Consider the following 20,618-nt stretch of genomic DNA (forward strand, 5'->3'; position numbering starts at 1 on the left):
CCGTTCTCGCGATGACCTCCGCGACCTCCTGCGCCGGGAACGGGCACCGGTGTTCCCCGTGGCCGAAGGAGAAGTGGGCGTTGTTGCCGCCGGTGAGGGCGGAGCCGTCGGTACGGACCTGGGGGTCGGAGTTGGCGCCCTGCAGGCCGAGGAGGAGCAGGTCGCCCGTACGGATGTGCCGGCCGCCCAGGCGGGTGTCGCGGGACGCCCAGCGGCCCGGCATGGTCTGCACGGGCGCGTCCTCCCACAGGACCTCGTTCATCGCCTCGGCGACACTGCTGCGACCGCCGAAGAGGGAGGCCGCGAACCGCTCGTCCGTGAGCATCAGACGCAGCGAGTTGCCCATCCAGTCGGCGGTGGGGTCGTTGCCCGCCGCGATCATGATCATCAGGTCGTGGGCGACCTCCTCGTCCGTGAAGCCGTACGGGTTCGCGAGCATCCGCGAGACCACGTCGTCCGACGGCCGCGCCCGACGGGCGGCCAGCAGTCGGCCCATCGACTCGATCAGGTGCTGCTGGCCGGCCATGCCGGCCTCCTGCCCACCGGTCATGGCGAGCGCGGCGGAGACCAGGGCGCGCCCGTCCTCGTCGGGGAAACCGAAGAGGCGGGCCATGACCCGTACCGGCAGCCGCATCGCGTACTCCTGGACGAGGTCCGCCTGGCCCCGGGCGCAGACCGAGTCGATCAGCTCGTCCGCGAACTGCTCTGCGTACGACCGCAGTTCGACCGGGTCGGCCCCCTCCAGCGCATCGCCGATCATCGCGGCGCGCTCACTGTGGCGTTCGCCTACGGTGTAGAGGACCGAGGGCTGCCGGCGGCCGATCATCGGCAGGTGCGGCCAGTCGGCGGGGATCCGCTCCCACTGGTTCCACAACTCCGAGTCCCGGCTGAACAGCACGGAGTCGCCGGTGACCTGGTGCAGTTCGCGGTAGCCGAGCACCAGCCACGCGGGTACGTCCCCGTCGAGCAGCACCGGTGTCACCGGCCCGTGGTCGCGCCGCATCTCCCGGTACATCCGGTCGGGTTCGGTCCGCAGCCGGTGGCCGTCGAGGGGGACATGCGCGGCGGTCACCGGGGCAACTCCTTGTGATGTGCGGCCACTTGGCCATCGTGTGTATGTGCGGTGGCTGACTGGGGCTGGACCTGGGACCGGGCACGCCGGTAGCGGTGTCTCGCGTGCTCCACGAGAGCGATCAGCACCCGCTTGCTCGAGTTCCGGGCGCGCGCGTCGCAGTGTACGAGCGGTACGTCGGGGTCGAGGTCGAGCGCGTCGCGGATGGCCTGCGGGGCGAAGTCCTGGCCGCCGAAGTCGTTGCGGGCCACGACGAACGGGGTGCCGTGCTGTTCGAGGCGGTCGATGGCGTACCAGGAGTCGTCGAGGCGGCGCGTGTCGACGAGGACGACCGCGCCGAGCGCGCCGGCGAACAGCCGGTCCCAGAGGAACCAGAAGCGTTCCTGGCCCGGCGCCCCGAACAGATACAGCACGTTGTGGGCGTCGAGCGTGATGCGGCCGAAGTCGAAGGCGACGGTGGTGGCCTTCTTGTCGCGCACCGCGCTGACATCGTCGACGCTCTCACCGGCCCGCGTCATCGTCTCCTCGGTGCTGAGGGGACGTATCTCGCTGACCGACCGGACGAGCGTCGTCTTGCCTACACCGAAGCCGCCGACGATCACGATCTTCAGCCCGTTGTCGGCGGAGGCGCGCAGGGGCGGCCGTAGGTCGGCTTCCGCGCGGTCGTCGGTGACGTCGCCCGTGCGGTTGTTCGCGCGGTCAGAGGTTGCGGAGTCCAACGAGCACCTGCTCCAGGATGTCGGGGTCGGTGATGGCGGTCCGGCGCGGATGGCGGGCGCTGACGCGCCCCGCGGCGAGGAGGTCGGCGAGCAGGACCCTGGTGATGCCCACCGGCAGCCGCAGCACGGCGGCGACCTCCACCACCGCCGTGGGCCGCTCGGCGAGCCGCAGGATCGCGGCGTGCTCGGACTGCATCCCCGGCACCGGATCGGACTCGGCGACGACCAGCGTCACCAGGTCGAACGGGTTGTCGGGCGCGGCGCGGCTGCGGCCTCCGGTGAGCGTGTAGAGCCGGTCCGGAGAATCGTCCCTTCCCGGACGGTTCCCGGGTTGTCCCCCCGGACCATTCATGCCGTACGCGGCTGAGTCGCACGGGACTCTGTCGCACGGGGCTCTGTCGTACGGGGCTGAGTCGTCCGGGGCTGGGCGCGCAGGTGCTCCCCGAGCTGCTCGACGAGTTCGCTCATGTTGTGGCCGACGAGCCCGGTGTCCGCGTCCTCGGTGGTGACGACGGCCAGGTGTGCGCCCTGGCCCGCCTCGACGATGAACAGCACCCCGCCGTAGAACTCCGTCATCGCGGTCCGCACACCTCCGCTGCCGTCCCCGAACTCCACGGAGGCGCCGTGCGACAGCGACTGGATACCGGCGGCGATCGCGGCGAGCTGGTCCGCCTGGTCGACGGACAGCTCCGGCGTACGGCACAGTTTCAGGCCGTCCCGGGACAGCACGAGCGCGTGCCGGGCACCCGGGGTGCGCTCCAGGAGGCCCTCGATGAGCCAGGTCAGCTTCTCGTCGGCGGTCGTCGGTCCGGGGCCGAGGCCAGTGCCGGTCATGGGGTGGGGTCGCCTTCCGGGTGGGAGGTGGTGGGGGGTGAGGTGGCGGGCGGTACGGGCGCCGCTTCCGCCGGGGTCGAGGGAGCCTGCGCGGGGGCGGCGGAGGGCGGAGGCGGTGGCTCCGGGCTGGTGCTGCCCTGGAGGGCCGCCTGGTCGGGCACGGTGCCGCGCACGGCCTGCCGGAAGGTCCCGAAACGGGCCACCCGCTCGCGCGTGTCGTCCGGGTCGGGCGGTGCGAGAGGGATGGAGAACCTCGACCCGTCGGCCGGTGCGGCCCCCCGCGCGCGTTCGGCGGCGGCGAGCGTACGACCCCGCCGCCGCTGCGGCAGCTCGTCGGAGGGCGCCTCCGCGGTGGGGCTCTCCGGCTGTTCCGGGGCGTGGTCGGGGGACTCGTGCGTCGGTACGGGGTCCGGGTCCAGGTCGCCGACTGCGGCACGCGCGGCTGTGTACGACTGGCCCGCGTAGGGCTGCTCCGCGTACGGCTGGGCGGTGTCCGACTGCTCCGCGTGGGGCTCCTGGGGCCGGGACCGGTCCGCGTACGGTCCCTGTGTGGAGGACCTTTCCGCGTATGGCCTGTCCGCGTAGGGCCCCTGGGCGGGGGGCCGGTCCCCGTACGGCTCCTGTGTGGAGGGCGGGTCCCCGTACGGCTTTTCGGGGTACGGCCATTCCGCGTGGCCCTCCTCCGCGTACGACACCGACAGATGCTGTCCCTGTCCCTGTCCCTCCTCCTGGTCCTCGGAGCGGGCTTCCCAGGGTTCGCCGGGAGTGGGTGCCGGGGCCGCGGGCGCCTCCGGTACGGGCGGTGTCATCCGCGTCGGCGGAGTCGTTGGTGTCGGCAGCGGCGGGGCCACGACCGCGTCCCCGGCCAGGATGTCCTGCGGGATCAGCACCAGGACGCCGGTGCCCCCGCGCGCGGAGGGGCGGAAGGAGATCTTGAGGCCGTACTTGCGGGCCAGCCTGCCGACGACGGAGAGGCCCAGGCGGGTGCCGGTGAGGCCACCGAGCCCGATGCCGTCGGCGTTCCGCCCGCCGCCCTTGGTGTCGTTGCTCCCGTCCTCCCCGGAGACGGCCCGTTCGGCGCGGCGCAGCTGCACGTCGCTCATGGCCAGGCCGCTGTCCTCGACGGAGACGATGATCCCGGCGGGGACCTCCTCGACGTACACATGGACCTCGGCGGTCGGCGGCGAGAAGTTCGCGGCGTTGTCGAGGAGTTCGGCCAGCGCGTGCATGACGCCCTCGGCGGCGTGTCCCGCGACGGCGGCGGCGCTGGCGGAGTGCACGCGCACGCGCTGGTACCCGCTGATGCGGCCCATGGCGCCGCGCAGAATCGACTCCATGACGATCGGGCGGGCCCAGCGGCGGCCCGAACGGGCGCCCGAGAGGACGGCGACGGAGTCGGCGAGGCGGCCCGCCTGGGCGGTGCGGTGGTCGAGGTGGAGGAGGTCGGCGACGACGTCCTCGTCGGTGTGCCGGTCCTCCATGGCGCGCAGGTCGGCGAGGGTGCTCGTGGCCAGCGCCTGCATCCGGCCGGCCGCGTTGGCGGTGGCCGCGAGGGCCGCCGCCCGCTCCTGCTTGGCCCGGCGCAGCTCTTCGGTCAGACGGGCGATGTCCTCGGTGAGCAGGGTGAGCTCGTGGGCCTTCGCCTGCTGGAGGCGCGTGAACTCCTGGGCGGAGGCCTCGTGGAGGCGGACCCGTTCGCGGACGAGGTCGGCGGACACGCGCGCGCGTTCCCGTTCCAGATCGGCTGTCAGCCCGGCCCGTACCTGGTTCAGCTCCTCGGTGAGGCGGGCGCGGTCGTGCAGCAGACGCCCGGCGTCGTCGCTGACGGCCGTGAGCCGACGCTGCGCCAGCCGGGCGGACCGGATGCCGTGGGCGGCCACGGTGACGGCCGCGCACAGCAGCAGCGCCGCGCCGGCTCCGCCCAGGGCGAGCGGGACTCGCGCCTCGTTCGACGCCCGGGAGACCGCGCCGACCACCGCGAGCGCGGCGAGTACGGCGGTGAGCAGCGGGGCGGGCAGGAGAGCACGGTAGGCGGGGCGTTCGCCTGGCTGGCGGGGCGCGGTCATGAAGGGGTCCTCGGTCGATTCCTCGGTCGGATCCTCGGCGGTGTGCTCGGCTGCGTCCTCGGTGCTGCTGCCTGGGCCAAGGGGCCCTGCGGGGGTGTCTGCGGGGCGCCTGTGCAATCGGTTTGTGAGCGAGTTGTGACTGATGGTGCTCAACTCGTCGCAACTATAGGGGAGTTAGTGAGCGAGTTTGAGGTGTTTCGGCTCGGTCCCCACAAACCGTCCACGTTTCGCCGGGCGCTCGGACGGTCACTGTCAGTGGCGGGATGCATGCTGGGGTCATGACGGATCTTCGGCCGCTGGAGGCGGAACTGCGGAAGGCCGTCCGGGGCGAGGTCGGTTTCGACGCCATGTCCCGGGCGCTGACCACCATGGACGCGTCGAACTACCGGCGCGTCCCGCTGGGCGTGGTCGCCCCGCGCGACGCGGACGACGTCGCGGCGGCCCTCGCCGTCTGCCGGGCGCACGGGGTGCCGGTCGTGGCGCGCGGCGGGGGCACGTCGATCGCCGGCCAGGCGACGGGCACAGGGGTCGTTCTGGACTTCACGCGGCATATGGGCCACCTCCTCTCCCTCAACCACGAGGAACGGACGGCTGTTGTTCAGCCAGGGCTGGTTCTCGACCGTCTTCAGGAGGCCGCCGCCCCGCACGGCCTGCGTTTCGGCCCCGACCCGTCGACCCACAGCCGCTGCACGCTCGGCGGCATGATCGGCAACAACTCCTGCGGCCCGCACTCCGTCGCCTGGGGCACGACGGCGGACAGTGTGCGCGAGCTGACGGTGATCCGCGCGCGCGGCGACCGCCTCCGCCTGGGACAGGGCTGGTCGGGCGCCCCGGAGGGCCTGCGACAGCTGGCGGAGGGCGAGTTGGCCCGCCTGCGCACAGGCTTCCCGGACCTCCCCCGCCGTATCTCCGGGTACGCGCTGGACGCACTGCTGCCCGAGAAGGGCGCGGATGTCGCCCGCTCCTTCTGCGGCTCGGAGGGCACCCTGGGCATCGTCACGGAGGCGGTCGTCCGGCTGGTCGAGGCCCCGCGCGCGCGTGCGCTGGCCGTGCTGGCGTACGCGGACGAGAGCGGGGCGGCGGACGCGGCGGCGGGTCTGCTGCCGTACGGTCCGCTGACGGTCGAGGGCATGGCCGCCGACCTGGTCCGGACCCCCACCGACCTGCCCCGGGGCGGCGCCTGGCTGTTCGTGGAGACGGGCGGCGCGACCCCGGCGGAGGCACGCGCGCGGGCGGACACGATCGTGCGCGCGGCGGACGTCGGTGACGCCCTGGTGGTGTCCGACCCGGCCGGTCAACGCGCCCTGTGGCGCATCCGGGAGGACGCGAGCGGCACGGCGACGAGGATGCCGGACGGCACGGAGGCCTGGCCCGGCTGGGAGGACTGCGCGGTACCCCCACGCCGACTGGGCGCCTACCTCAGGGACTTCAGACGGCTCCTCGCGGACCACGGCCTGCGCGGCACACCGTACGGCCACTTCGGCGACGGCTGCATCCACGTACGCATCGACTTCGACCTCCTGACCGCGCCGGGCGTGGCACGCTTCCGCCGCTTCTCGGAGGACCTGGCGGAGCTGGTGGTGTCGCACGGCGGCTCCCTGTCCGGCGAACACGGCGACGGCCAGGCCCGCGCGGAACTGCTCCCGAAGATGTACGCCCCCGAGGTGATCGCCCTCTTCGAGCGCGCGAAGTCCCTCTGGGACCCGGACGACCTCCTGAACCCCGGCATGCTGGTCCGCCCCGCCCGCCTGGACGAGAACCTCCGCTTCGCGGTCCTCCCCCGAGAGCCGGTGGACGTGGTCTTCGGCTATCCGTCGGACGGCGGCAACTTCGCGGCGGCGGTCAGCAGGTGCGTGGGCGTGGCCAAGTGCCGTACGCCGGCGGCGATCGGCAAGGGGAGTTCAGGGGGACACGGGGGACAAGGGGGCCATGGAGGCCATGGGGCCTCGGGGGGTGGCGGAGGCTCAGATGTCATGTGCCCGTCCTTCCGGGTGACGGGCGAGGAGGCGCACTCCACGCGGGGGCGGGCCCGGCTGCTGCACGAGATGCTCGCGGGCGAGGTGATCACGGACGGCTGGCGCTCGGAGGAGGTCCGCGACGCCCTGGACCTGTGCCTCTCCTGCAAGGGCTGCCGCTCGGACTGCCCGGTCGAGGTCGACATGGCCACGTACAAGGCGGAGTTCCTCCACCACCACTGGGCAGGCCGACTGCGCCCGGCGGCCCACTACGCGATGGGGTGGCTGCCGGTCTGGCTGGGGACGGTCGCCCGTACGCGTACGGCGAGGCTGGTCAACTCCCTTGCGGGGATAGGGGTGTTGGCGGCGACGGCGAAACGGCTCGGCGGAATCGCGCCCGAGCGGGAGATCCCGGCGGTGGCGGGGGAGACGTTCAGCCGGTGGTGGGGGAGGCGGGCGGCTGCGCCTGACAGCGGCGGCGGTCGGCGGACGGTCGTCCTCTGGCCCGACACGTTCACCGACCACCTGAGTCCCTCGGTGGGGCAGGCGGCCGTACGCGTACTGGAGACGGCGGGCCTGGAGGTGACGCTGCCGCCGACCGGACGGAGGACAGGCCGGTTGCCCGTCCCCACCCGTGTCTGCTGCGGCCTGACGTACATCTCGACGGGCCAACTGGACCGGGCCCGCGTGGTGTTGCGCCGCACGCTCGACCTGATGGAACCTGACCTGGACGCGGGCACCCCGGTGACGGTCCTTGAACCGAGCTGCGCGGCAGCCCTCCGCACGGACCTGCCTGAACTACTGCCCGACGACCCGCGCGCGCGTCGCCTCGCCGACTCGGTCCTCACCTTCGCGGAGACCCTGGAACACCACGCCCCCGACTGGACCCCGCCCCGCGTGGACCGCCCGGCGACCGGCCAGACCCACTGCCACCAGCACGCGGTGCTGGGCGACGCGGCGGACCGCCGACTGCGCACGGCGGCGGGCCTGACGGGTGAACTGACGGGCGGCTGCTGCGGCCTGGCCGGCAACTTCGGCTTCGAGAAGGGCCACTACGAGGTGTCGACGGCCTGCGCGGAGGAACGGCTGCTGCCGGCGGTACGGGAGGCGGCCGAGGGGACGGTGATCCTGGCGGACGGCTTCTCGTGCCGGACACAGCTTCAGCAGCTGGCGGGGGTGCGGGGGCGGCATCTGGCGGAGGTGCTGGCGGAGAGCCTGATGGAGGGAGCGGAGGGGGACGGGGGGTGAGCGAGGGACTGTTCCTCGCCGCCCACGCGCACAAGCAACCGGCCAGCCGGAAGAAAATGGTCGCTATGAAGCACGAGTACGAGGCCAAGTTCCTTGACATCGACGTCACCGAGCTCCAGGTCAAGCTCACCGACCTGGGCGCCACGCAGGCATTCCCCCGCACCCGCCTCACCCGGAAGATCTTCGAGAACGACGCCCTCGACGCCGGCCAGTGGATCAGGCTGCGCGACGAGGGCACACGCTCCACGCTGACACTCAAGCACGTCACCGACGCCACGCGCATCGACGGCACCACCGAGATCGAGACCGAGGTCGGCGACCTGCACGCCATGGCCGAGATTCTGCACGGCCTCGGCCTGCGAGAGGTCCGCTATCAGGAGAACTACCGAGAGGAATGGCGCCTGGGCGAGGTCGTCTTCGACTTCGACACCTGGCCGGACCTGCCCACCTTCGTCGAGATCGAAGGCCCCGACGAAGCGTCGGTCCGTCAGGCGGCAGCTCTGCTGGACCTCGACTACAGCACTGCGCGCTTCGGCAGCGTCGACGAGATCTACAGGACCGAGTCAGGCCGCGACATCCTGGCCGAAGCCACGCTCCTCTTCGCCGACCCCGACACCGACAGGAGTGAGGCTGCGGTCGCCGGGCTCTGAGTACGGAGTGAGGGGACCGAACAACCGCGGGCCCCCTCACCTCACCTCATCCCCTGTTCAGTTCAGCCGGTTCAGCCGCTGTCCCCGGCTCTCGGCGACGCGAAGCGCATCACGCAGGGCCTCGGTCAATCGCTCCGCGAGGAAACGGAGTTCGCCCCGTGGAGTGTCCGGGAGCAGTTCGTGGGCGTGCGCCAGCAGTTCCGTGCCCATGCCGAGCTGGATCGACTCCGTCGCGTCGGCCAGCCGGGACACGGGGCCACCGTGGTCGTCGGTGATCAGGTAACAGGGCCTGCCCTCCTGGCCGGTCCAGGGCAACAGGCGTGGCTCGTGCGGCAGTTCAGGGGCGTCAGTCGACTCCGTCGACACCGGTTCCGCTCGCATCAGGCGACCTCCATCCCGTGGATCCAGTAGGGGCCGGGCATGTCCAGCCCCAGGGTGGCCATCGCCAACTCCCGTCGCCGTAGCCGTTGTTCGTGGGCGACGAGGTACGGGCGTACGGACCTGGTGGCGGTGCCGTCGATGCGGGCGACGGCCTCGACGCCGTACGGGCTGCGGTGGGTGGGGAGTGGGGTTCGGGGCGGGGTGGTGGGTGCGAGGAGGGCGGTCGGGGATGTGCGGCGGTGTGTGCCGCGCGGGGCGAGCAGGAGGCTCACCCAGGTGATGAGGCGGCCGATAGGGTCGGTCACTGTCGTCAGCTCCGTTCGGATCCAGCTGGTGGCCATGCCCCCGGACGGCTTGCTCCCGTCGCGGGGGTCTTCCATGACCTCAGGTTACGTGGAGCATTCTAGACATGCTAGGGGTCCCCTGTATCGCATAACGACCTAGGCATACGCATGCTGGAGCGGTGATCGAATTTGTTCCCGACATCCCACGCTGGCGCCAGGTCGCGGAGGTGGTGCGAGGCCGCATCGCCGACGGCACCTATCCGCCACGTACGCGAGTCCCCTCCGTCGTGCAGCTCACCGGGGAGTTCGGGATCGCCAACGCGACCGCGCACAAGGTGCTTCGCGCGTTGCGGGAAGAGGGGCTGACCTACACGGAGCCGGGACTCGGCTCCTTCGTCGCCAGGCGCCCCGGCGCGTGAGGCGTCGTGCTGCGACCGGGGTGCTGATCGGCGCCGGTGCGGCCTACGTGCTCGATGACCGCGCCAACAACGGTTGAGGCTGCGATGAGCGTCGTGTACTGGCTCGTCATCGCCCTCTGCGGGGTGGTGGGCACGACGTTCCTCCGGTTCGCCGGGCGGAGCTGGCGGGAGGGGATCTCGTATGCCTACCGGATGCGTTTCGTGCCGTACCCGGAAGACTTCAGGACCGGTATCGAGCGGGCCTTCGGCATGCTCGGCGTCTTCCACTGGGTGGCAGCCCTGTTGATGGCCACCGTCCTGCTCACCCCAGGATCCCTCACCGCGTGGGAGGCGGGGCTGCTGGGCATGCTGCTGGTCGCGTTGCTGACCAGTGTGGCCCTGACGCTGTCGATCATCTGGTTCAACCGCCCCCGCTTCCTCGTCGCTCCGCACATGCGCGCCCAACGGGGGACGGTGAAGGCGCGCGGGGCGGGCCGCGGGAGCTGCTGACCACCCGGTGAACGTTCCGAGGCGTTGAGTGGTGCCCTGTGATAGGCAGGGCTGATGATCGGTCGGCTTCCTCTGGATGAACAACTCGGGGCCCTGCACGAGGTGTTGTCCCGCAACGAGGTTTTGGTGGAGGTGCTGGCCCGCACCGCGACGCTGGATCTGCCCGGGTGGTACCTGACCGCCGGGTGTCTGTTCCAGACCGTGTGGAATGTGGTCACCGACCGGTCGCCGACCAGCGGAATCAAGGATTACGACGTCTTCTACTTCGACGACGGCGATCTGTCGTGGGAGGCGGAAGACAGGGTGATCCAGGCCGGACGGGAGATCTTCGATGGCCTGCCCGCAGAGGTCGAGATCCGCAACGAGGCCCGGGTGCACCTCTGGTACGAGGAGAAGTTCGGCGTCCCCTGCTCGCCGTACCGGTCCACCGAGGCGGCGATCGACAACTTCGCGGCGACGACGTGTTGTCTGGGCGTACGTCTGGAACGGGACGATCGCTGGCGGGTGTACGCGCCGCACGGCCTGTCGGACGTGTTCAACCTCGTCGTCCGACCGAACCCGGTACTCGCCCCACAGGCCGTCTACGAGGCGAAGGCGGCACGGTGGCGGGAGCAGTGGCCCGAGTTGACCGTGCTCGACTGGCCTCGGACGAGTGGTGCACGGGACGGTCGGAGTTGATCTCCTAGGGTGGTAGGCCCAGCCTGCTCAAGGAGCCTCACTCGTGTCTCTCCGTGTCCAGCCCGTCAGTCGCGCCGAGCATCTGGCGTTCGTCGCTGCCCGGCCCTCCGCCAGCCATATGCAGGTGCCCTCTTGGGGCGATGTGAAGCCGGACTGGCGGGCGGAGAGCCTGGGTTGGTTCGACGACGGGGATGGTGGGCGGCTCGTCGGCGCGGGGCTCGTGCTGTACAGGCCGTTGCCCAAGCTCAAGAAGTACCTCGCCTATCTGCCCGAAGGGCCGTTGATCGACTGGACAGCGCCGGACCTCGATCGGTGGTTGGTGCCGATGGCCGCGTATCTGAAGAGCCAGGGCGCGTTCTCGGTCAAGATGGGGCCGCCCGTCGTCGCGCGCCGGTGGAGTGCGGAAGCGGTCAAGGCGGCGATCGCTGATCCTGCCGCGCGGAGACTGCGTGATGCCGAGGCCACCTCGTACGAGCCGAGTGCTTTCGACGTCGCCGACCGGCTGCGCGGGATGGGCTGGCAGCAGAGCGAACCGGGCGGCGAGGACGGTGGGTTCGCCGCTGGGCAACCCCGGTATGTTTTCCAAGTGCCTTTCGCGGGACGGTCGTTGGAGCAAGTACACCGTGGCCTGAACCAGCAGTGGCGGCGCAACATCAAGAAGGCCGAGAAAGCGGGCGTGAGGGTGGTGCGGGGCGGCTACGAGGATCTGCCGGTCTTCTACTCCCTCTACACGGAGACCGCCGAGCGCGACCGGTTCCTTCCGCGTCCGCTGCCGTACTTCCAGCGAATGTGGAGTGCGCTGACCGCCGAAGACCCTGACCGTATGCGGCTCTATCTCGCCCACCATGAGGGCGAGGTTCTCGCTGCGGCGACGATGCTCACCGTCGGCGCGCACGTCTGGTATTCGTACGGGGCCTCCACGAATCGTCGGCGTGAGGTCCAGCCCAACAACGCCATGCAGTGGCGCATGATGGTCGACGCTCATGAGCTGGGCGCCGCCGTGTACGACCTGCGCGGTATCACGGACACGTTGGAGGACTCCAACCACCTGCTCGGCCTGTTGCGCTTCAAGGTCGGTACGGGGGGCGAGGCCGCAGAGTATCTGGGGGAGTGGGACCTGCCCCTCAACCGGCTGCTGCACAAGGCGTTGGACCTGTACATGTCCCGGCGCTGACGGGAGACGGGGAGAGGAAAACACCAGTGCGGGCGTGTCAGAAGACACGTACGGCGCGGCTCGGATCGCCTCGGTGCGGGTGATCAACGTTCCGATGTGGCTGCGGGCCGGGGTGTCGAGAACGCAGGCTGCCGTTTCGGCGAACCCGGCGCGGCGTGCGGGTCTGCTATTCGGTCGCCTTGGGGTGGCCGAGGCTGGCCTTCATCAGCCAGACGATGCGCCGCTCTTCATCGATCACGTACCAGATGCGCCCGCCGCCCGTGACTTCGATCTGCCACTGCGGGAGCCGTTCACCTCTGAAGTCGCGATAGGTGAGATCGAATCTGAGCTGGTGGTGGCGATCCGACTGGACTGCCGGGCTGGGGTCGGTGCGCATCTGTTCCCACGCTTTGTGGGCGTTACCGGGCGCCTTGTTTCCGACCTCTCGCCATCCTTCGACCGTTGCGGTCTCCCCGTACCGGACGTCGTATTCGTTTTTCCCCGGTCGTGGCGCGACCGGGTCCCCTTTCTTCGGACTCACTCGGAGTGAACCTCCGGCGGCTCGACAGGGCCGAGATCCTCACTCGCCGGAGTGATGAGCTCGCGGTGCAATTCCGTGTCCGCGTGGATGAGTGCGGTGGATTTCCATGCGGCGATCACCGGGGCGAGCAAGTTCACGTTGTCGAGGTCGACCGCTGCGCGCGCGCTCTCGACGAACTCGACGAGGAACTCACGCACGGCCGCCTCGGGCAGAAAGCGCACCCACGGGAACGCGTCGGGAAAGACATGCGTGAGGATTTTTGTCGCCTGGGGGTCGCTCTTCATCATGGCGACGAAGATCCGGGTGGTGGAGTCGACGACCTGCGTGGCCTCGTCCGCACGGGCCGCAGTGGTGAGGTACAGGTCTTCGTCGTCGCGTCGGTGCAGGCGGATGCCTCGACGGACGCTGCCCTGCATACGAGCCACCGTGTCCTTTGGCTTCTGGAGCAGCTCTGAGAAGTTGGCTTCTATGGGCGTCACGATCATGACTTCAAAGGTAGTTCAGAAGTCCAGGGATGTCTACCGACCGCCCGCCTCCGCCGTCGGCGTGCAGACCGGGACGCCTTGGGTGTGCATGGATTCGCACTCGCTCCCCAGTCCATTACTCTGGACGGTGAAGTGCATCGCATTGTACGGAGATCGCGCGTACATCCTGGGAAGGCCCTGTAAAGATGACCAGTGCTGAGCGTCTGCCCGCGTGGGCCGTCGTGGCCGGACCGGTCGTGCCCGCAGGCGTGGGGGACACCGTGGTGCCCTCCGCCAACCTGCCCGCTCTGATCGTTCCCACCCCCGGGGGCTCTCGGGGGCGGCATCGGGGGGCGCGTAAGGGGTGGGGGACCCTGGGGGCCGTCGGGCTCGTGCTGTCCGGGGGGATATCCGTGCAGTTCGGCGGGGCGCTCGCCGTGACGTTGCTGCCGAGGGCCGGGGCCTTCGGGATCGTGACGCTGAGGCTGGTGGCCGCCGCGCTGATCATGCTGGTGCTGTGCCGGCCCAAGGTGCGCGGGTACTCGCGGGGCGACTGGGGAGTGGTCGTCCTGTTCGGCGTGACCATGGCCGCCATGAACGGGCTGTTCTACCAGGCCATCGGGCGCATCCCGCTCGGGCCCGCCGTCACCCTGGAAGTGCTCGGACCGCTCGTACTGTCCGTCATCGCCTCCCGGCGCGCCCTCAATCTCGCGTGGGCCGGTCTCGCCCTCGCCGGGGTCTTTCTGCTCGGCGGCGGCAGCTTCGACACCCTTGATCCCGTAGGGGTCGCCTTCGCGCTCGGCGCCGGTGTCATGTGGGCGGTGTACATCGTCCTGAGTTCCCGTACGGGGCGACGCTTCCCGCAGGCCGACGGGCTGGCGCTCGCCATGGTGGTCGCCGCGGTGGCGTTTCTGCCGTTGGGGGTCGTGGAGTCGGGCGGCAGGCTGCTCGACCCGACGACCGTGGCGCTGGGTGCGGGGGTGGGCGTACTGTCGTCCGTCCTGCCGTACACGCTTGAGCTTCTCGCCCTGCGGCGTCTGCCCGCCTCCACCTTCGCGGTCCTGATGAGCCTGGAGCCCGCCGTGGCCGCCTTCGCCGGGTTCCTGATCCTCCACCAGGCCCTCTCCGTCCCCGAGGCCCTCGCGATCTCCCTCGTCATCGTGGCGAGCATGGGGGCCGTGCGGACGCAGGTGGGCCGCAAGACGGCTCCGGTCGCGGTCATCGACGAGGACGCCGAACCCCCTGTGCTCAAGAAGCCGTTGGAGTTGGAGGCGTAGGAGCGCCGTCTCGTCGACGGGGGAGCGCCGGCCGCGTAAGCCTTGCCCGGTGTCACAACCGCATTGTCACAACGTGGTAGTTGACTCGTCCGGCTCCGCCTCGCCGCCGTGCTCGCGGCCCGCACAGAGGCGGTGTGCGGCGGTCAGGGCGTACCCCGCCAGGCTGATGGCGGTCAGTGTCACGGCGCTGTGGGCGGTGCCCACATCGACCGGATCGCCGCCCAGTTCGAGCGCCGACACGACGAAGGAGCCCGCCGGATACGTCACCACGCACAGGACGACGGCCAGCCAGACCGGGGGCGTATGGCGTTCCAGCGTCAACAGGGCTACGACGGCGACGAGGACGAGAAGGGGTACGGCGATGTCATCGAGCTGCATACCGCCAGCATCATCGTGTCGCGCGGAGAAGTCGTCGTGCGGTGGCACGGTCTTCGCCTCTACCGGAGGATGGTCGCCCGGCTCGGCCGTCTCTACCGAAAGGTAGATGCCGCCGGGAACAGGTCGGTCCGGCGCAGGACGTACCGGCGGGACGGCACCTCGTAGGCTCGTGCCCTCATGGAAACGTTACGGAACTGGCTGCTGCCGTCGGCCGTCGCGGCCTGCCTCCTGGTGTGGCCGGGACCGGAGGTGCTGAACGGCGGCCACGGCATCTTCCGTGGCTTCTCCCGCGAGGAACTCGCGCTCACCCTTGTCGTGGCGGCCGGGACGGTCGTCGCGCTGGGCCTGCGACGGCGCGCGCCGCTGGTGGCGCTGGCCGGGGTGTCCGTCTTCTACGGACCGGCCCTGCTCGCGGACGCCTCGGACGCGGTCCAACTCTTCGTCATCGTCGGCGACTTGGTGGCCGTGTACTCGGTCGCCGCCCGCGCCACCCTGCCGGTGACGCTGCGGGCGGTCGGCGTCCTCCTCTGCTACCAGGGCCTGATCGGCCTGGCCGTCGACGGTGTGAGCCTCCCGGCCGGTGCCGGGCTCATCATCACCGTCGCGTTCCACCTGGGCGTTGTCGGGCTCGGCCGGGGCCGCGCCCACCAGTCGGCCGCACGAGCCGGAGCAGCCGCCCGGCTGGCCCGCGCCCGGGCCGAGGGACAGGGTGCGGCGGCGAGTGAACGGCGCAGGCTCGCACGGGAGTTGCATGACGTGAGCGCCCACCACCTCACCTCCGTGGTCGTCACAGCGGAGGCCGCCCGGCATCTCGCCGCCAGCCGCCCCGAACTGGCCGCGGAAGCACTCGACTTCGCCGCCCGCACCGGCCGCGAGACGCTGACCACCGTGCAGCAACTGGTCACCTCCCTGGGGGGAGCGGAGGGGAGCGACGACGTCCTGCTGGGCACCCGGATCGAGGAACTCGCCGACGGCTTCGTCCGCCTCGGACAGCGAGTGGAGATCACGAGCGACGCGGGCGTCGAACTGGCCGCCCCGCAGGTGACGGAGGCGGTGTTCGGCATCGCCAGGGAGGCCCTCACGAACACGCTGCGCTACGCCCCGGGGGCGGTCGTACGAGTCGGCCTGCGTGACCTGGGCGACGGGTGGCTGGCGCTCACCGTCGACGATGCCGGAGGGTCCCGTACGGACCTGGAGGCCGGCGCCTCCGGTGCGGCCGGCCGGGGTCTCGGGTCGGGCCGGGGCATGACCGGTATGCGTGAGCGCGCGGAGGCGGTCGGCGGCACCGTGACCGCGGGGCCGGACCCGTCCGGCGGCTGGTCGGTACGGGTGGAACTGCCGGCCCACCCGGGACAGACCGCACGTCCTTCGGCCGGAAGGGGCAGGGCGCTGGACTGGCGCCTCGCCTCGCACGCCTTGCTGCCGGCCGCCGGACTCCTCCCGGCGGTGTTCCTGTTCGTCGAGGATCGGGACGCGCCCGGTCTGTTGCTGCTGAGCGTGCTGCTGGTCGTGCAGTTGTCGCCGTTGCTGTGGCGGCGGACGGCGCCCTGGCCGGTGCTGGCCGCGTTGCTCGCGGGAGCCTGGCTGTGGCCGTGGCCGCCCGGCTCCGCCGCGGATCCCTGGCTCGCCCTGACCGCGGGCGCCTGCGCGCTGGTGGGCGGGGTGTACGCGGTGGGGGCGTACGGCCGTGATCCGTGGGCGAGTTGGGCATCGGTGCCGCTTGCCGCGCCGGTGCTGGCCGGCGCGGTGACGGTGACAGCGGCGCGGGACGGCATGATCGACGGGGACCCGGCCGGAGTTCTTGCCGTGGGGGTCAGCGTGTTCGTCCTGACGGTGATGCTGCTGCCGCTGTTCGGCTGCGCGTGGCTGGCGGGCTTTCTCGTCAGGTCCCGGCGCGGGCAGGTCGCCCGCCGCGAGGACGGAGAACTGGGCGCGCTCGTCCACTGGGCGCTCGCCTCGGCGCACTGGGAACGGCAGCGGGTCGCCGCCGGGCTGCGTGCCGCGGTCCTCGACCGGACCCGTGAAGTGGTCGGCGCCGCCGAGGAGGGCCGCCTCGACGACGTGGCACCGGCGGCCCGTGAAGCGCTGGCGGCGATGCGTGAGCTCCTGGGCAGCCTGCGCGACGGCACCGCTGCCGACACCCTGCCCATGAGCCCTGCCGAGGGCTCGATAAAGTGACGCCCCATGATCTCGCCCTCCGCCCCCGCCCGGGTCCTCGTCGTCGACGACCAGGCCGTGGTCCGCGCGGGATTCGCGGCCATCGTCGACGCGGAGCCGGACTTCGTGGTGGTCGGCGAGGCGGGTGACGGCGCCGAAGCGGTCACGCTGGCCTGCCAGTTGACCCCGGACGTGGTCCTGATGGACATCCGCATGCCCGCCATGGACGGCCTGACGGCGACGGGTCTCCTGACCGGCCCGGCGTCGGGCCACGTACCCCGGGTGCTCGTCCTGACCACCTTCGACCTCGACGTCTACGTCTACGAGGCCCTGCGCGCGGGTGCCTCCGGCTTCCTGCTCAAGGACGCCCAGCCGGCCGAACTCCTCACGGCGCTCAGGGTGGTGGTCGCAGGAGAGGCCATGCTGGCCCCCGCGGTCACCCGCCGTCTCATCGACACGTTCACGGCCACCGCTCCCACCCCACCGACCGCCCCCACGGCGCTCGACGTCCTCACCCCCCGGGAGCGCGAGGTCCTCTCCCTGATCGCGATCGGCCTGGCCAACGCCGAGATCGCCACCCGCCTGGGCGTCGCCACGGGCACCGTGAAGACCCACGTCAACGCGCTCCTGAGCAAGCTGGATCTACGGGACCGGGTGCAGGCGACGATCTTCGCGTACGACACCGGCCTGGTCCGGCCGAAACCGCCACGCCCCTGAACGGCGTGCGCGGCAACGGGAGTTGACCGACGGGTCCCGGCGGGAGCCGACGGGTGAACTGCTGTGGGGGCGAGCCCCACAGCAGGGGCGGCCGGAAACCACGCACCGCTGGGCCGGCCGTACCGGGCCGCCCGCACCGGGCCGGATTTATTCGGTTGCCGCTCCTTACGTCCGCCCCTCACCATGGGCGCGACACCGGGAGCTGCCCGGTACTCCACGAGAGGAGGCACGACCGTGACAACGACTGTCCTCGGCCTGCCCGCAGACCGCCTCTGTCTCACCTCATGGAGCACCTCCAGCGATGTCTCACGACGATCTCTCGCAGCACCCACAGCACCGACAGAACCCGCAACGCACTCAGCACCCTCAACACCCGGCATTTCCTGACGACTTCAGCACCGGTGCGTACGGTCACGTCGCGCCGCCGGACGACCTGGGCGACGTCGACCACCGGTTCGTCTTCGACTTCCGTTCCTACGACGACCTCGAGGACGGCCAGCGATGGTCGACCTGGCTCAGCGTCGAACCCCTCTGCCGAGGACCAGAGCCACTCCCGGACTGGGTGGTGACCTCGCAGGGAGCGGTCGACACCGAGCTCGGCGTCCTCAAGACCGGCAAAGAGGCCGACGTCCACCTCGTCGAGCGCGCCGACCCGCTCGATCCCGCCGCCGGCGTGGTCATGGCGGCCAAGCGGTACCGCTCTCCCGAGCACCGGTCCTTCCATCGTGCCGCGTCCTACACCGAGGGCCGCTCGATGAAGCGCTCACGTGACGAGCGGGCCGTCAAGCGCAAGAGCACCTTCGGCCGGCAGGTCGCGGCCGGCGAGTGGGCGGTGTCCGAGTGGGGCGCGTTGGTGCGGTTCTGGAATCTCGGGCTGCCGGTTCCCTACCCGGTCCAGATCGACGGCACCGAGATCCTGATGGAGTGGATCACCGTCGTCGACGAGGACGGCGCCGTCCAGACCGCGCCGCGGCTCGCCCAGACCCGTCCCTCCCCCGAACTGCTGGCAGCGTACTTCGAGCAGCTCACCGAAGCGCTGGCGACGATGGTGCAGCACGGCGTCGTGCACGGCGACCTCTCGGCGTACAACATCCTGGCCGCGGGCGAACGCCTGGTCATCATCGACCTGCCGCAGATCGTCGACCTCGTCGGCAACCTCAACGCGATGGGCTTCCTCCAGCGCGACTGCGCCAACATCTGCGGCTGGTTCCGCTCGCGGGGCCTCGACGTCGACGAGCAAGAGCTGTTCGCGGAGCTCATGGCGCACGCCTTCTGAACCGGGCGGCCGTCGCTGGGTTGCGCTCGTGAGGCGCGACCCGGCAGCGGTCCGGCCGGGCCTTCGCCATCCCCAGACAACAGCGTCGGCCTCCAGGACCACAGCCGAAGCCGAATCCTGGAAGCCGACGTCACGCGGGACAACGAACAGGGCCCGTCCGCTTTCACGGACGGGCCCTGTGATCGAGCGCCGGGCAGGCCTTGCACCTGCATTTCCCCGCAGGAAGCGGGGCGTCTTTCCTTGGACCACCAACGCAGCACCAGCCACCCGAAGTTGCGGCGACCAGCTCAAGATCAAGTCTAGCGTACGCGGCCGGCTCCGTTAACCGTTCACCGGAGCAGGACAAGTCGGCCGTCGCGGCGCCGTTGTCAGACCCGCCCTCTAGGTTTACGCCGTCCTCGCCAGGAGGGCACGGAGGAGAGGGGCGCGCGGTGGGTGCGAGCGGCTGGGATTACGTCACTAGGTTCGACGGGAGTGTTGAACGGGCCCTGGAGAACCTGCACACGCGGGTGTTCCAGCAGGACTACGGCGACGACGACACGTACGAGACCCTCGAAGACCTCTACACCGACGAGGAGTTGATGGAGGAGGGCACCCACTCGATCCTCGACATCGAACGCGTGGTGCACATCCCGGATACCCCGTCCCCGTACAACAAGGTGGAGGAAACCGGAATCCTCCGCCCTCTCGCCCCCGACCGCATCGTCCGCCACTTCGGCACCGAACGCCCCACCCCCGAGCAGTTCCAGACGCTGATCACCGAGGCGAACGACAACGCGAGTGGCCGTGCAGAGACCCTGCTCCACGAGAACCAGGCGCGGTGGACCGGCCTGTACGTCGTCCTGTACACCGGCGACGAACCGACCCACCTGGGCGTCTTCGGCTGCTCGGGCGACTGACCCGGCCCGCGCGCAAGGCGGGAACCTATCCGGCGGCGGGCTTCTCCCACACCGACACGTGCTTCGTGCTCTCGCTCGTGAACGCTTCCCGGGACCACCCCTCCCACCGCTCGCGCAGCCGCATTCCGGCCAGTTGGGCCATCAGGTCGAGCTCGGACGGCCATACGTACCGGAACGGGATCGACCGGTACGACCCGCGCCCGTCGACCACCTCGACGTAGTTCGAGCTGGTCGCCTGGGTGGCGACGTCGTACACGTCGAAGGCCCAGCGTGTCGGGCTCGTGTGGAACGGGACGACGTTCTGCCCGGGCGGCAGGCTGCGCAGCCGAGGGACGCCGACCTCGATGACGAAGGTCCCGCCGGGTGCCAACTGCGCCGCGACATTGCGGAAGCACGCCACCTGGGCCTCCTGCGAGGTCAGGTTCATGATGGTGTTGAAGACGAGGTAGGCGACGGAGAAGTCCCCGGCCGAGCCCCCGCCCGCTGTACCGGCCCTCGTGGTCGAGAAGTCCCCGATCGTCACCCCGATCGCGTCCCCGCCCGGCTTGGCCCGCAGCCGGGACACCATCGCCCGGGACATGTCGATCCCGTGCACCTCGACCCCGCGCCGCGCCAACGGCAACGCGATACGCCCGGTCCCGATCCCGAGTTCGAGGGCCCGTCCGGCACCGGCCGACCCGGCCAACCCGGCCAGGAAATCGGCCGCCGGTTCGATGGCGGCGGGGGTGAACATGTCGGACGAGGAGTCGTCGTACTGCGCGGCCACGGGTTCCCCGAAGTAGCCGTCTTCGTCGTTGTCTGCGGCTCGGCCTTGGTGGGGTTCGGCGTCTGAGGCAGTCATCGGGGGACCGTACTGCGGGGGGAGTCGGCGGTGCATCCGAATTTCCACATGTCCACCGTCGGTAGCCGCCCCCTCAGTTCCCCGGTTCCCGTCTCATCCCCGTACCCGGTCCGCGCTCGC

22 protein-coding genes and 1 tRNA gene are annotated in these 20,618 nt (G+C 70.8%); 11 read left to right on the plus strand and 12 right to left on the minus strand.

Annotated features, from left to right (window positions below; genetic code table 11):
• From STRTUCAR8_RS21230 to STRTUCAR8_RS21250, 5 genes are all read right to left on the minus strand, one after another.
• Positions 1–1,015 (minus strand): cytochrome P450 (locus tag STRTUCAR8_RS21230; protein ID WP_241784696.1); only part of this gene is annotated, 1,015 nt, incomplete at its 3' end.
• Positions 1,016–1,068: 53 nt separating this feature from the next.
• Entirely contained in the window at positions 1,069–1,791 is a 723-nt protein-coding gene (locus STRTUCAR8_RS21235; protein WP_006377947.1) for a GTP-binding protein, read from the minus strand.
• Positions 1,772–2,143 carry a DUF742 domain-containing protein gene (locus STRTUCAR8_RS21240; RefSeq protein ID WP_006377983.1) on the minus strand — a complete coding sequence of 124 codons (372 nt, stop codon included), beginning with the start codon at positions 2,141–2,143 and terminating at the stop codon, positions 1,772–1,774. Before STRTUCAR8_RS21240 ends, STRTUCAR8_RS21235 begins: the two co-directional genes overlap by 20 nt.
• Entirely contained in the window at positions 2,140–2,625 is a 486-nt protein-coding gene (locus tag STRTUCAR8_RS21245) for a roadblock/LC7 domain-containing protein (protein ID WP_006377965.1), read from the minus strand. The genes STRTUCAR8_RS21240 and STRTUCAR8_RS21245 overlap by 4 nt, the downstream gene beginning before the upstream one ends.
• Positions 2,622–4,691 (minus strand): sensor histidine kinase, encoded by a 2,070-nt coding sequence (locus STRTUCAR8_RS21250; protein WP_006377982.1) that lies wholly within the window; start codon positions 4,689–4,691, stop codon positions 2,622–2,624. The genes STRTUCAR8_RS21245 and STRTUCAR8_RS21250 overlap by 4 nt, the downstream gene beginning before the upstream one ends.
• Positions 4,692–4,969: 278 nt before the next feature.
• On the opposite strand from STRTUCAR8_RS21250, the gene STRTUCAR8_RS21255 reads away from it, so the two are divergent.
• Both STRTUCAR8_RS21255 and STRTUCAR8_RS21260 read left to right on the plus strand, forming a co-directional pair.
• Positions 4,970–7,894, plus strand: coding sequence for an FAD-binding and (Fe-S)-binding domain-containing protein (locus tag STRTUCAR8_RS21255; protein ID WP_044472594.1), 2,925 nt, complete (start codon positions 4,970–4,972; stop codon positions 7,892–7,894).
• A 65-nt stretch (positions 7,895–7,959) separates the two neighbouring features.
• A complete protein-coding gene (locus tag STRTUCAR8_RS21260; protein WP_044472604.1) occupies positions 7,960–8,544 on the plus strand; it encodes a class IV adenylate cyclase in 585 nt (194 codons plus the stop codon).
• A 57-nt stretch (positions 8,545–8,601) separates the two neighbouring features.
• Here STRTUCAR8_RS21260 and STRTUCAR8_RS21265 read toward each other — a convergent pair whose 3' ends face one another.
• Positions 8,602–8,925 carry a hypothetical protein gene (locus STRTUCAR8_RS21265; protein ID WP_006377958.1) on the minus strand — a complete coding sequence of 108 codons (324 nt, stop codon included), beginning with the start codon at positions 8,923–8,925 and terminating at the stop codon, positions 8,602–8,604.
• Complete coding sequence (locus STRTUCAR8_RS21270) at positions 8,925–9,305, minus strand: hypothetical protein (RefSeq protein ID WP_234372772.1); 381 nt, start codon at positions 9,303–9,305, stop codon at positions 8,925–8,927. The genes STRTUCAR8_RS21265 and STRTUCAR8_RS21270 overlap by 1 nt, the downstream gene beginning before the upstream one ends.
• A gap of 83 nt (positions 9,306–9,388) precedes the next feature.
• On the opposite strand from STRTUCAR8_RS21270, the gene STRTUCAR8_RS21275 reads away from it, so the two are divergent.
• The 4 genes from STRTUCAR8_RS21275 to STRTUCAR8_RS21290 all read left to right on the plus strand — a co-directional run bounded on the left by STRTUCAR8_RS21275 (position 9,389) and on the right by STRTUCAR8_RS21290 (position 11,969).
• Positions 9,389–9,628, plus strand: coding sequence for a GntR family transcriptional regulator (locus STRTUCAR8_RS21275; RefSeq protein WP_006377974.1), 240 nt, complete (start codon positions 9,389–9,391; stop codon positions 9,626–9,628).
• Between the two features lie 84 nt (positions 9,629–9,712).
• Positions 9,713–10,117 (plus strand): hypothetical protein, encoded by a 405-nt coding sequence (locus STRTUCAR8_RS21280; RefSeq protein WP_044472595.1) that lies wholly within the window; start codon positions 9,713–9,715, stop codon positions 10,115–10,117.
• A gap of 54 nt (positions 10,118–10,171) precedes the next feature.
• Positions 10,172–10,795, plus strand: coding sequence for a nucleotidyltransferase family protein (locus STRTUCAR8_RS21285; RefSeq protein ID WP_006377981.1), 624 nt, complete (start codon positions 10,172–10,174; stop codon positions 10,793–10,795).
• Positions 10,796–10,838: 43 nt separating this feature from the next.
• Positions 10,839–11,969, plus strand: coding sequence for a lipid II:glycine glycyltransferase FemX (locus tag STRTUCAR8_RS21290; protein ID WP_006377942.1), 1,131 nt, complete (start codon positions 10,839–10,841; stop codon positions 11,967–11,969).
• Between the two features lie 166 nt (positions 11,970–12,135).
• Here STRTUCAR8_RS21290 and STRTUCAR8_RS54320 read toward each other — a convergent pair whose 3' ends face one another.
• Both STRTUCAR8_RS54320 and STRTUCAR8_RS21300 read right to left on the minus strand, forming a co-directional pair.
• On the minus strand, positions 12,136–12,489 hold the full coding sequence (locus tag STRTUCAR8_RS54320) for a hypothetical protein (protein WP_044472596.1): 354 nt from the start codon (positions 12,487–12,489) through the stop codon (positions 12,136–12,138).
• Complete coding sequence (locus STRTUCAR8_RS21300) at positions 12,486–12,974, minus strand: hypothetical protein (RefSeq protein WP_044472597.1); 489 nt, start codon at positions 12,972–12,974, stop codon at positions 12,486–12,488. The genes STRTUCAR8_RS54320 and STRTUCAR8_RS21300 overlap by 4 nt, the downstream gene beginning before the upstream one ends.
• Before the next feature lie 185 nt (positions 12,975–13,159).
• On the opposite strand from STRTUCAR8_RS21300, the gene STRTUCAR8_RS21305 reads away from it, so the two are divergent.
• Positions 13,160–14,230 (plus strand): EamA family transporter, encoded by a 1,071-nt coding sequence (locus tag STRTUCAR8_RS21305; RefSeq protein WP_006377946.1) that lies wholly within the window; start codon positions 13,160–13,162, stop codon positions 14,228–14,230.
• A 66-nt stretch (positions 14,231–14,296) separates the two neighbouring features.
• On the opposite strand, the gene STRTUCAR8_RS21310 is transcribed toward STRTUCAR8_RS21305, so the two are convergent.
• On the minus strand, positions 14,297–14,608 hold the full coding sequence (locus tag STRTUCAR8_RS21310; protein ID WP_044472598.1) for a hypothetical protein: 312 nt from the start codon (positions 14,606–14,608) through the stop codon (positions 14,297–14,299).
• A gap of 177 nt (positions 14,609–14,785) precedes the next feature.
• Here STRTUCAR8_RS21310 and STRTUCAR8_RS21315 point away from each other — a divergent pair, with 177 nt between their 5' ends.
• The 3 genes from STRTUCAR8_RS21315 (at position 14,786) to STRTUCAR8_RS21325 (ending at position 18,758) form a co-directional block, all read left to right on the plus strand.
• The gene (locus STRTUCAR8_RS21315; RefSeq protein WP_006377943.1) at positions 14,786–16,786 is read left to right on the plus strand and encodes a sensor histidine kinase; all 2,001 of its coding nucleotides are present in this window, start codon (positions 14,786–14,788) and stop codon (positions 16,784–16,786) included.
• Positions 16,787–16,792: 6 nt separating this feature from the next.
• Positions 16,793–17,482 (plus strand): response regulator, encoded by a 690-nt coding sequence (locus tag STRTUCAR8_RS21320; RefSeq protein WP_006377976.1) that lies wholly within the window; start codon positions 16,793–16,795, stop codon positions 17,480–17,482.
• A 301-nt stretch (positions 17,483–17,783) separates the two neighbouring features.
• Positions 17,784–18,758, plus strand: a complete 975-nt coding sequence (locus tag STRTUCAR8_RS21325) for a serine protein kinase RIO (protein ID WP_006377959.1) — start codon at positions 17,784–17,786, stop codon at positions 18,756–18,758.
• 185 nt (positions 18,759–18,943) lie between these two features.
• Here the strand turns inward: STRTUCAR8_RS21325 and STRTUCAR8_RS52585 are convergent.
• Positions 18,944–19,013: transfer RNA gene (locus STRTUCAR8_RS52585), tRNA-Gly, on the minus strand.
• Positions 19,014–19,189: 176 nt separating this feature from the next.
• Between STRTUCAR8_RS52585 and STRTUCAR8_RS21330 the strand changes: the two genes are divergently transcribed.
• Entirely contained in the window at positions 19,190–19,657 is a 468-nt protein-coding gene (locus tag STRTUCAR8_RS21330; RefSeq protein WP_006377968.1) for a hypothetical protein, read from the plus strand.
• A gap of 25 nt (positions 19,658–19,682) precedes the next feature.
• Here STRTUCAR8_RS21330 and STRTUCAR8_RS21335 read toward each other — a convergent pair whose 3' ends face one another.
• Complete coding sequence (locus STRTUCAR8_RS21335; RefSeq protein WP_006377951.1) at positions 19,683–20,498, minus strand: methyltransferase domain-containing protein; 816 nt, start codon at positions 20,496–20,498, stop codon at positions 19,683–19,685.
• Between the last annotated feature and the right edge of the window lie 120 nt (positions 20,499–20,618).

The sequence above is a fragment of the Streptomyces turgidiscabies Car8 genome, from assembly GCF_000331005.1.
Lineage (GTDB): Bacteria > Actinomycetota > Actinomycetes > Streptomycetales > Streptomycetaceae > Streptomyces > Streptomyces turgidiscabies.

What these genes read in the sequence shown, in the direction of transcription:
- STRTUCAR8_RS21240 (WP_006377983.1), bottom strand. Translation starts at nt 2,143, where the DNA reads ATGAATGGTCCGGGGGGACAACCCGGGAACCGTCCGGGAAGGGACGAT.
- STRTUCAR8_RS21245 (WP_006377965.1), bottom strand. Translation starts at nt 2,625, where the DNA reads ATGACCGGCACTGGCCTCGGCCCCGGACCGACGACCGCCGACGAGAAG.
- STRTUCAR8_RS21250 (WP_006377982.1), bottom strand. Translation starts at nt 4,691, where the DNA reads ATGACCGCGCCCCGCCAGCCAGGCGAACGCCCCGCCTACCGTGCTCTC.
- STRTUCAR8_RS21255 (WP_044472594.1), top strand. Translation starts at nt 4,970, where the DNA reads ATGACGGATCTTCGGCCGCTGGAGGCGGAACTGCGGAAGGCCGTCCGG.
- STRTUCAR8_RS21260 (WP_044472604.1), top strand. Translation starts at nt 7,960, where the DNA reads ATGAAGCACGAGTACGAGGCCAAGTTCCTTGACATCGACGTCACCGAG.
- STRTUCAR8_RS21265 (WP_006377958.1), bottom strand. Translation starts at nt 8,925, where the DNA reads ATGCGAGCGGAACCGGTGTCGACGGAGTCGACTGACGCCCCTGAACTG.
- STRTUCAR8_RS21270 (WP_234372772.1), bottom strand. Translation starts at nt 9,305, where the DNA reads ATGGAAGACCCCCGCGACGGGAGCAAGCCGTCCGGGGGCATGGCCACC.
- STRTUCAR8_RS21280 (WP_044472595.1), top strand. Translation starts at nt 9,713, where the DNA reads ATGAGCGTCGTGTACTGGCTCGTCATCGCCCTCTGCGGGGTGGTGGGC.
- STRTUCAR8_RS21285 (WP_006377981.1), top strand. Translation starts at nt 10,172, where the DNA reads ATGATCGGTCGGCTTCCTCTGGATGAACAACTCGGGGCCCTGCACGAG.
- STRTUCAR8_RS21300 (WP_044472597.1), bottom strand. Translation starts at nt 12,974, where the DNA reads ATGATCGTGACGCCCATAGAAGCCAACTTCTCAGAGCTGCTCCAGAAG.
- STRTUCAR8_RS21305 (WP_006377946.1), top strand. Translation starts at nt 13,160, where the DNA reads ATGACCAGTGCTGAGCGTCTGCCCGCGTGGGCCGTCGTGGCCGGACCG.
- STRTUCAR8_RS21310 (WP_044472598.1), bottom strand. Translation starts at nt 14,608, where the DNA reads ATGCAGCTCGATGACATCGCCGTACCCCTTCTCGTCCTCGTCGCCGTC.
- STRTUCAR8_RS21315 (WP_006377943.1), top strand. Translation starts at nt 14,786, where the DNA reads ATGGAAACGTTACGGAACTGGCTGCTGCCGTCGGCCGTCGCGGCCTGC.
- STRTUCAR8_RS21320 (WP_006377976.1), top strand. Translation starts at nt 16,793, where the DNA reads ATGATCTCGCCCTCCGCCCCCGCCCGGGTCCTCGTCGTCGACGACCAG.
- STRTUCAR8_RS21325 (WP_006377959.1), top strand. Translation starts at nt 17,784, where the DNA reads ATGTCTCACGACGATCTCTCGCAGCACCCACAGCACCGACAGAACCCG.
- STRTUCAR8_RS21335 (WP_006377951.1), bottom strand. Translation starts at nt 20,498, where the DNA reads ATGACTGCCTCAGACGCCGAACCCCACCAAGGCCGAGCCGCAGACAAC.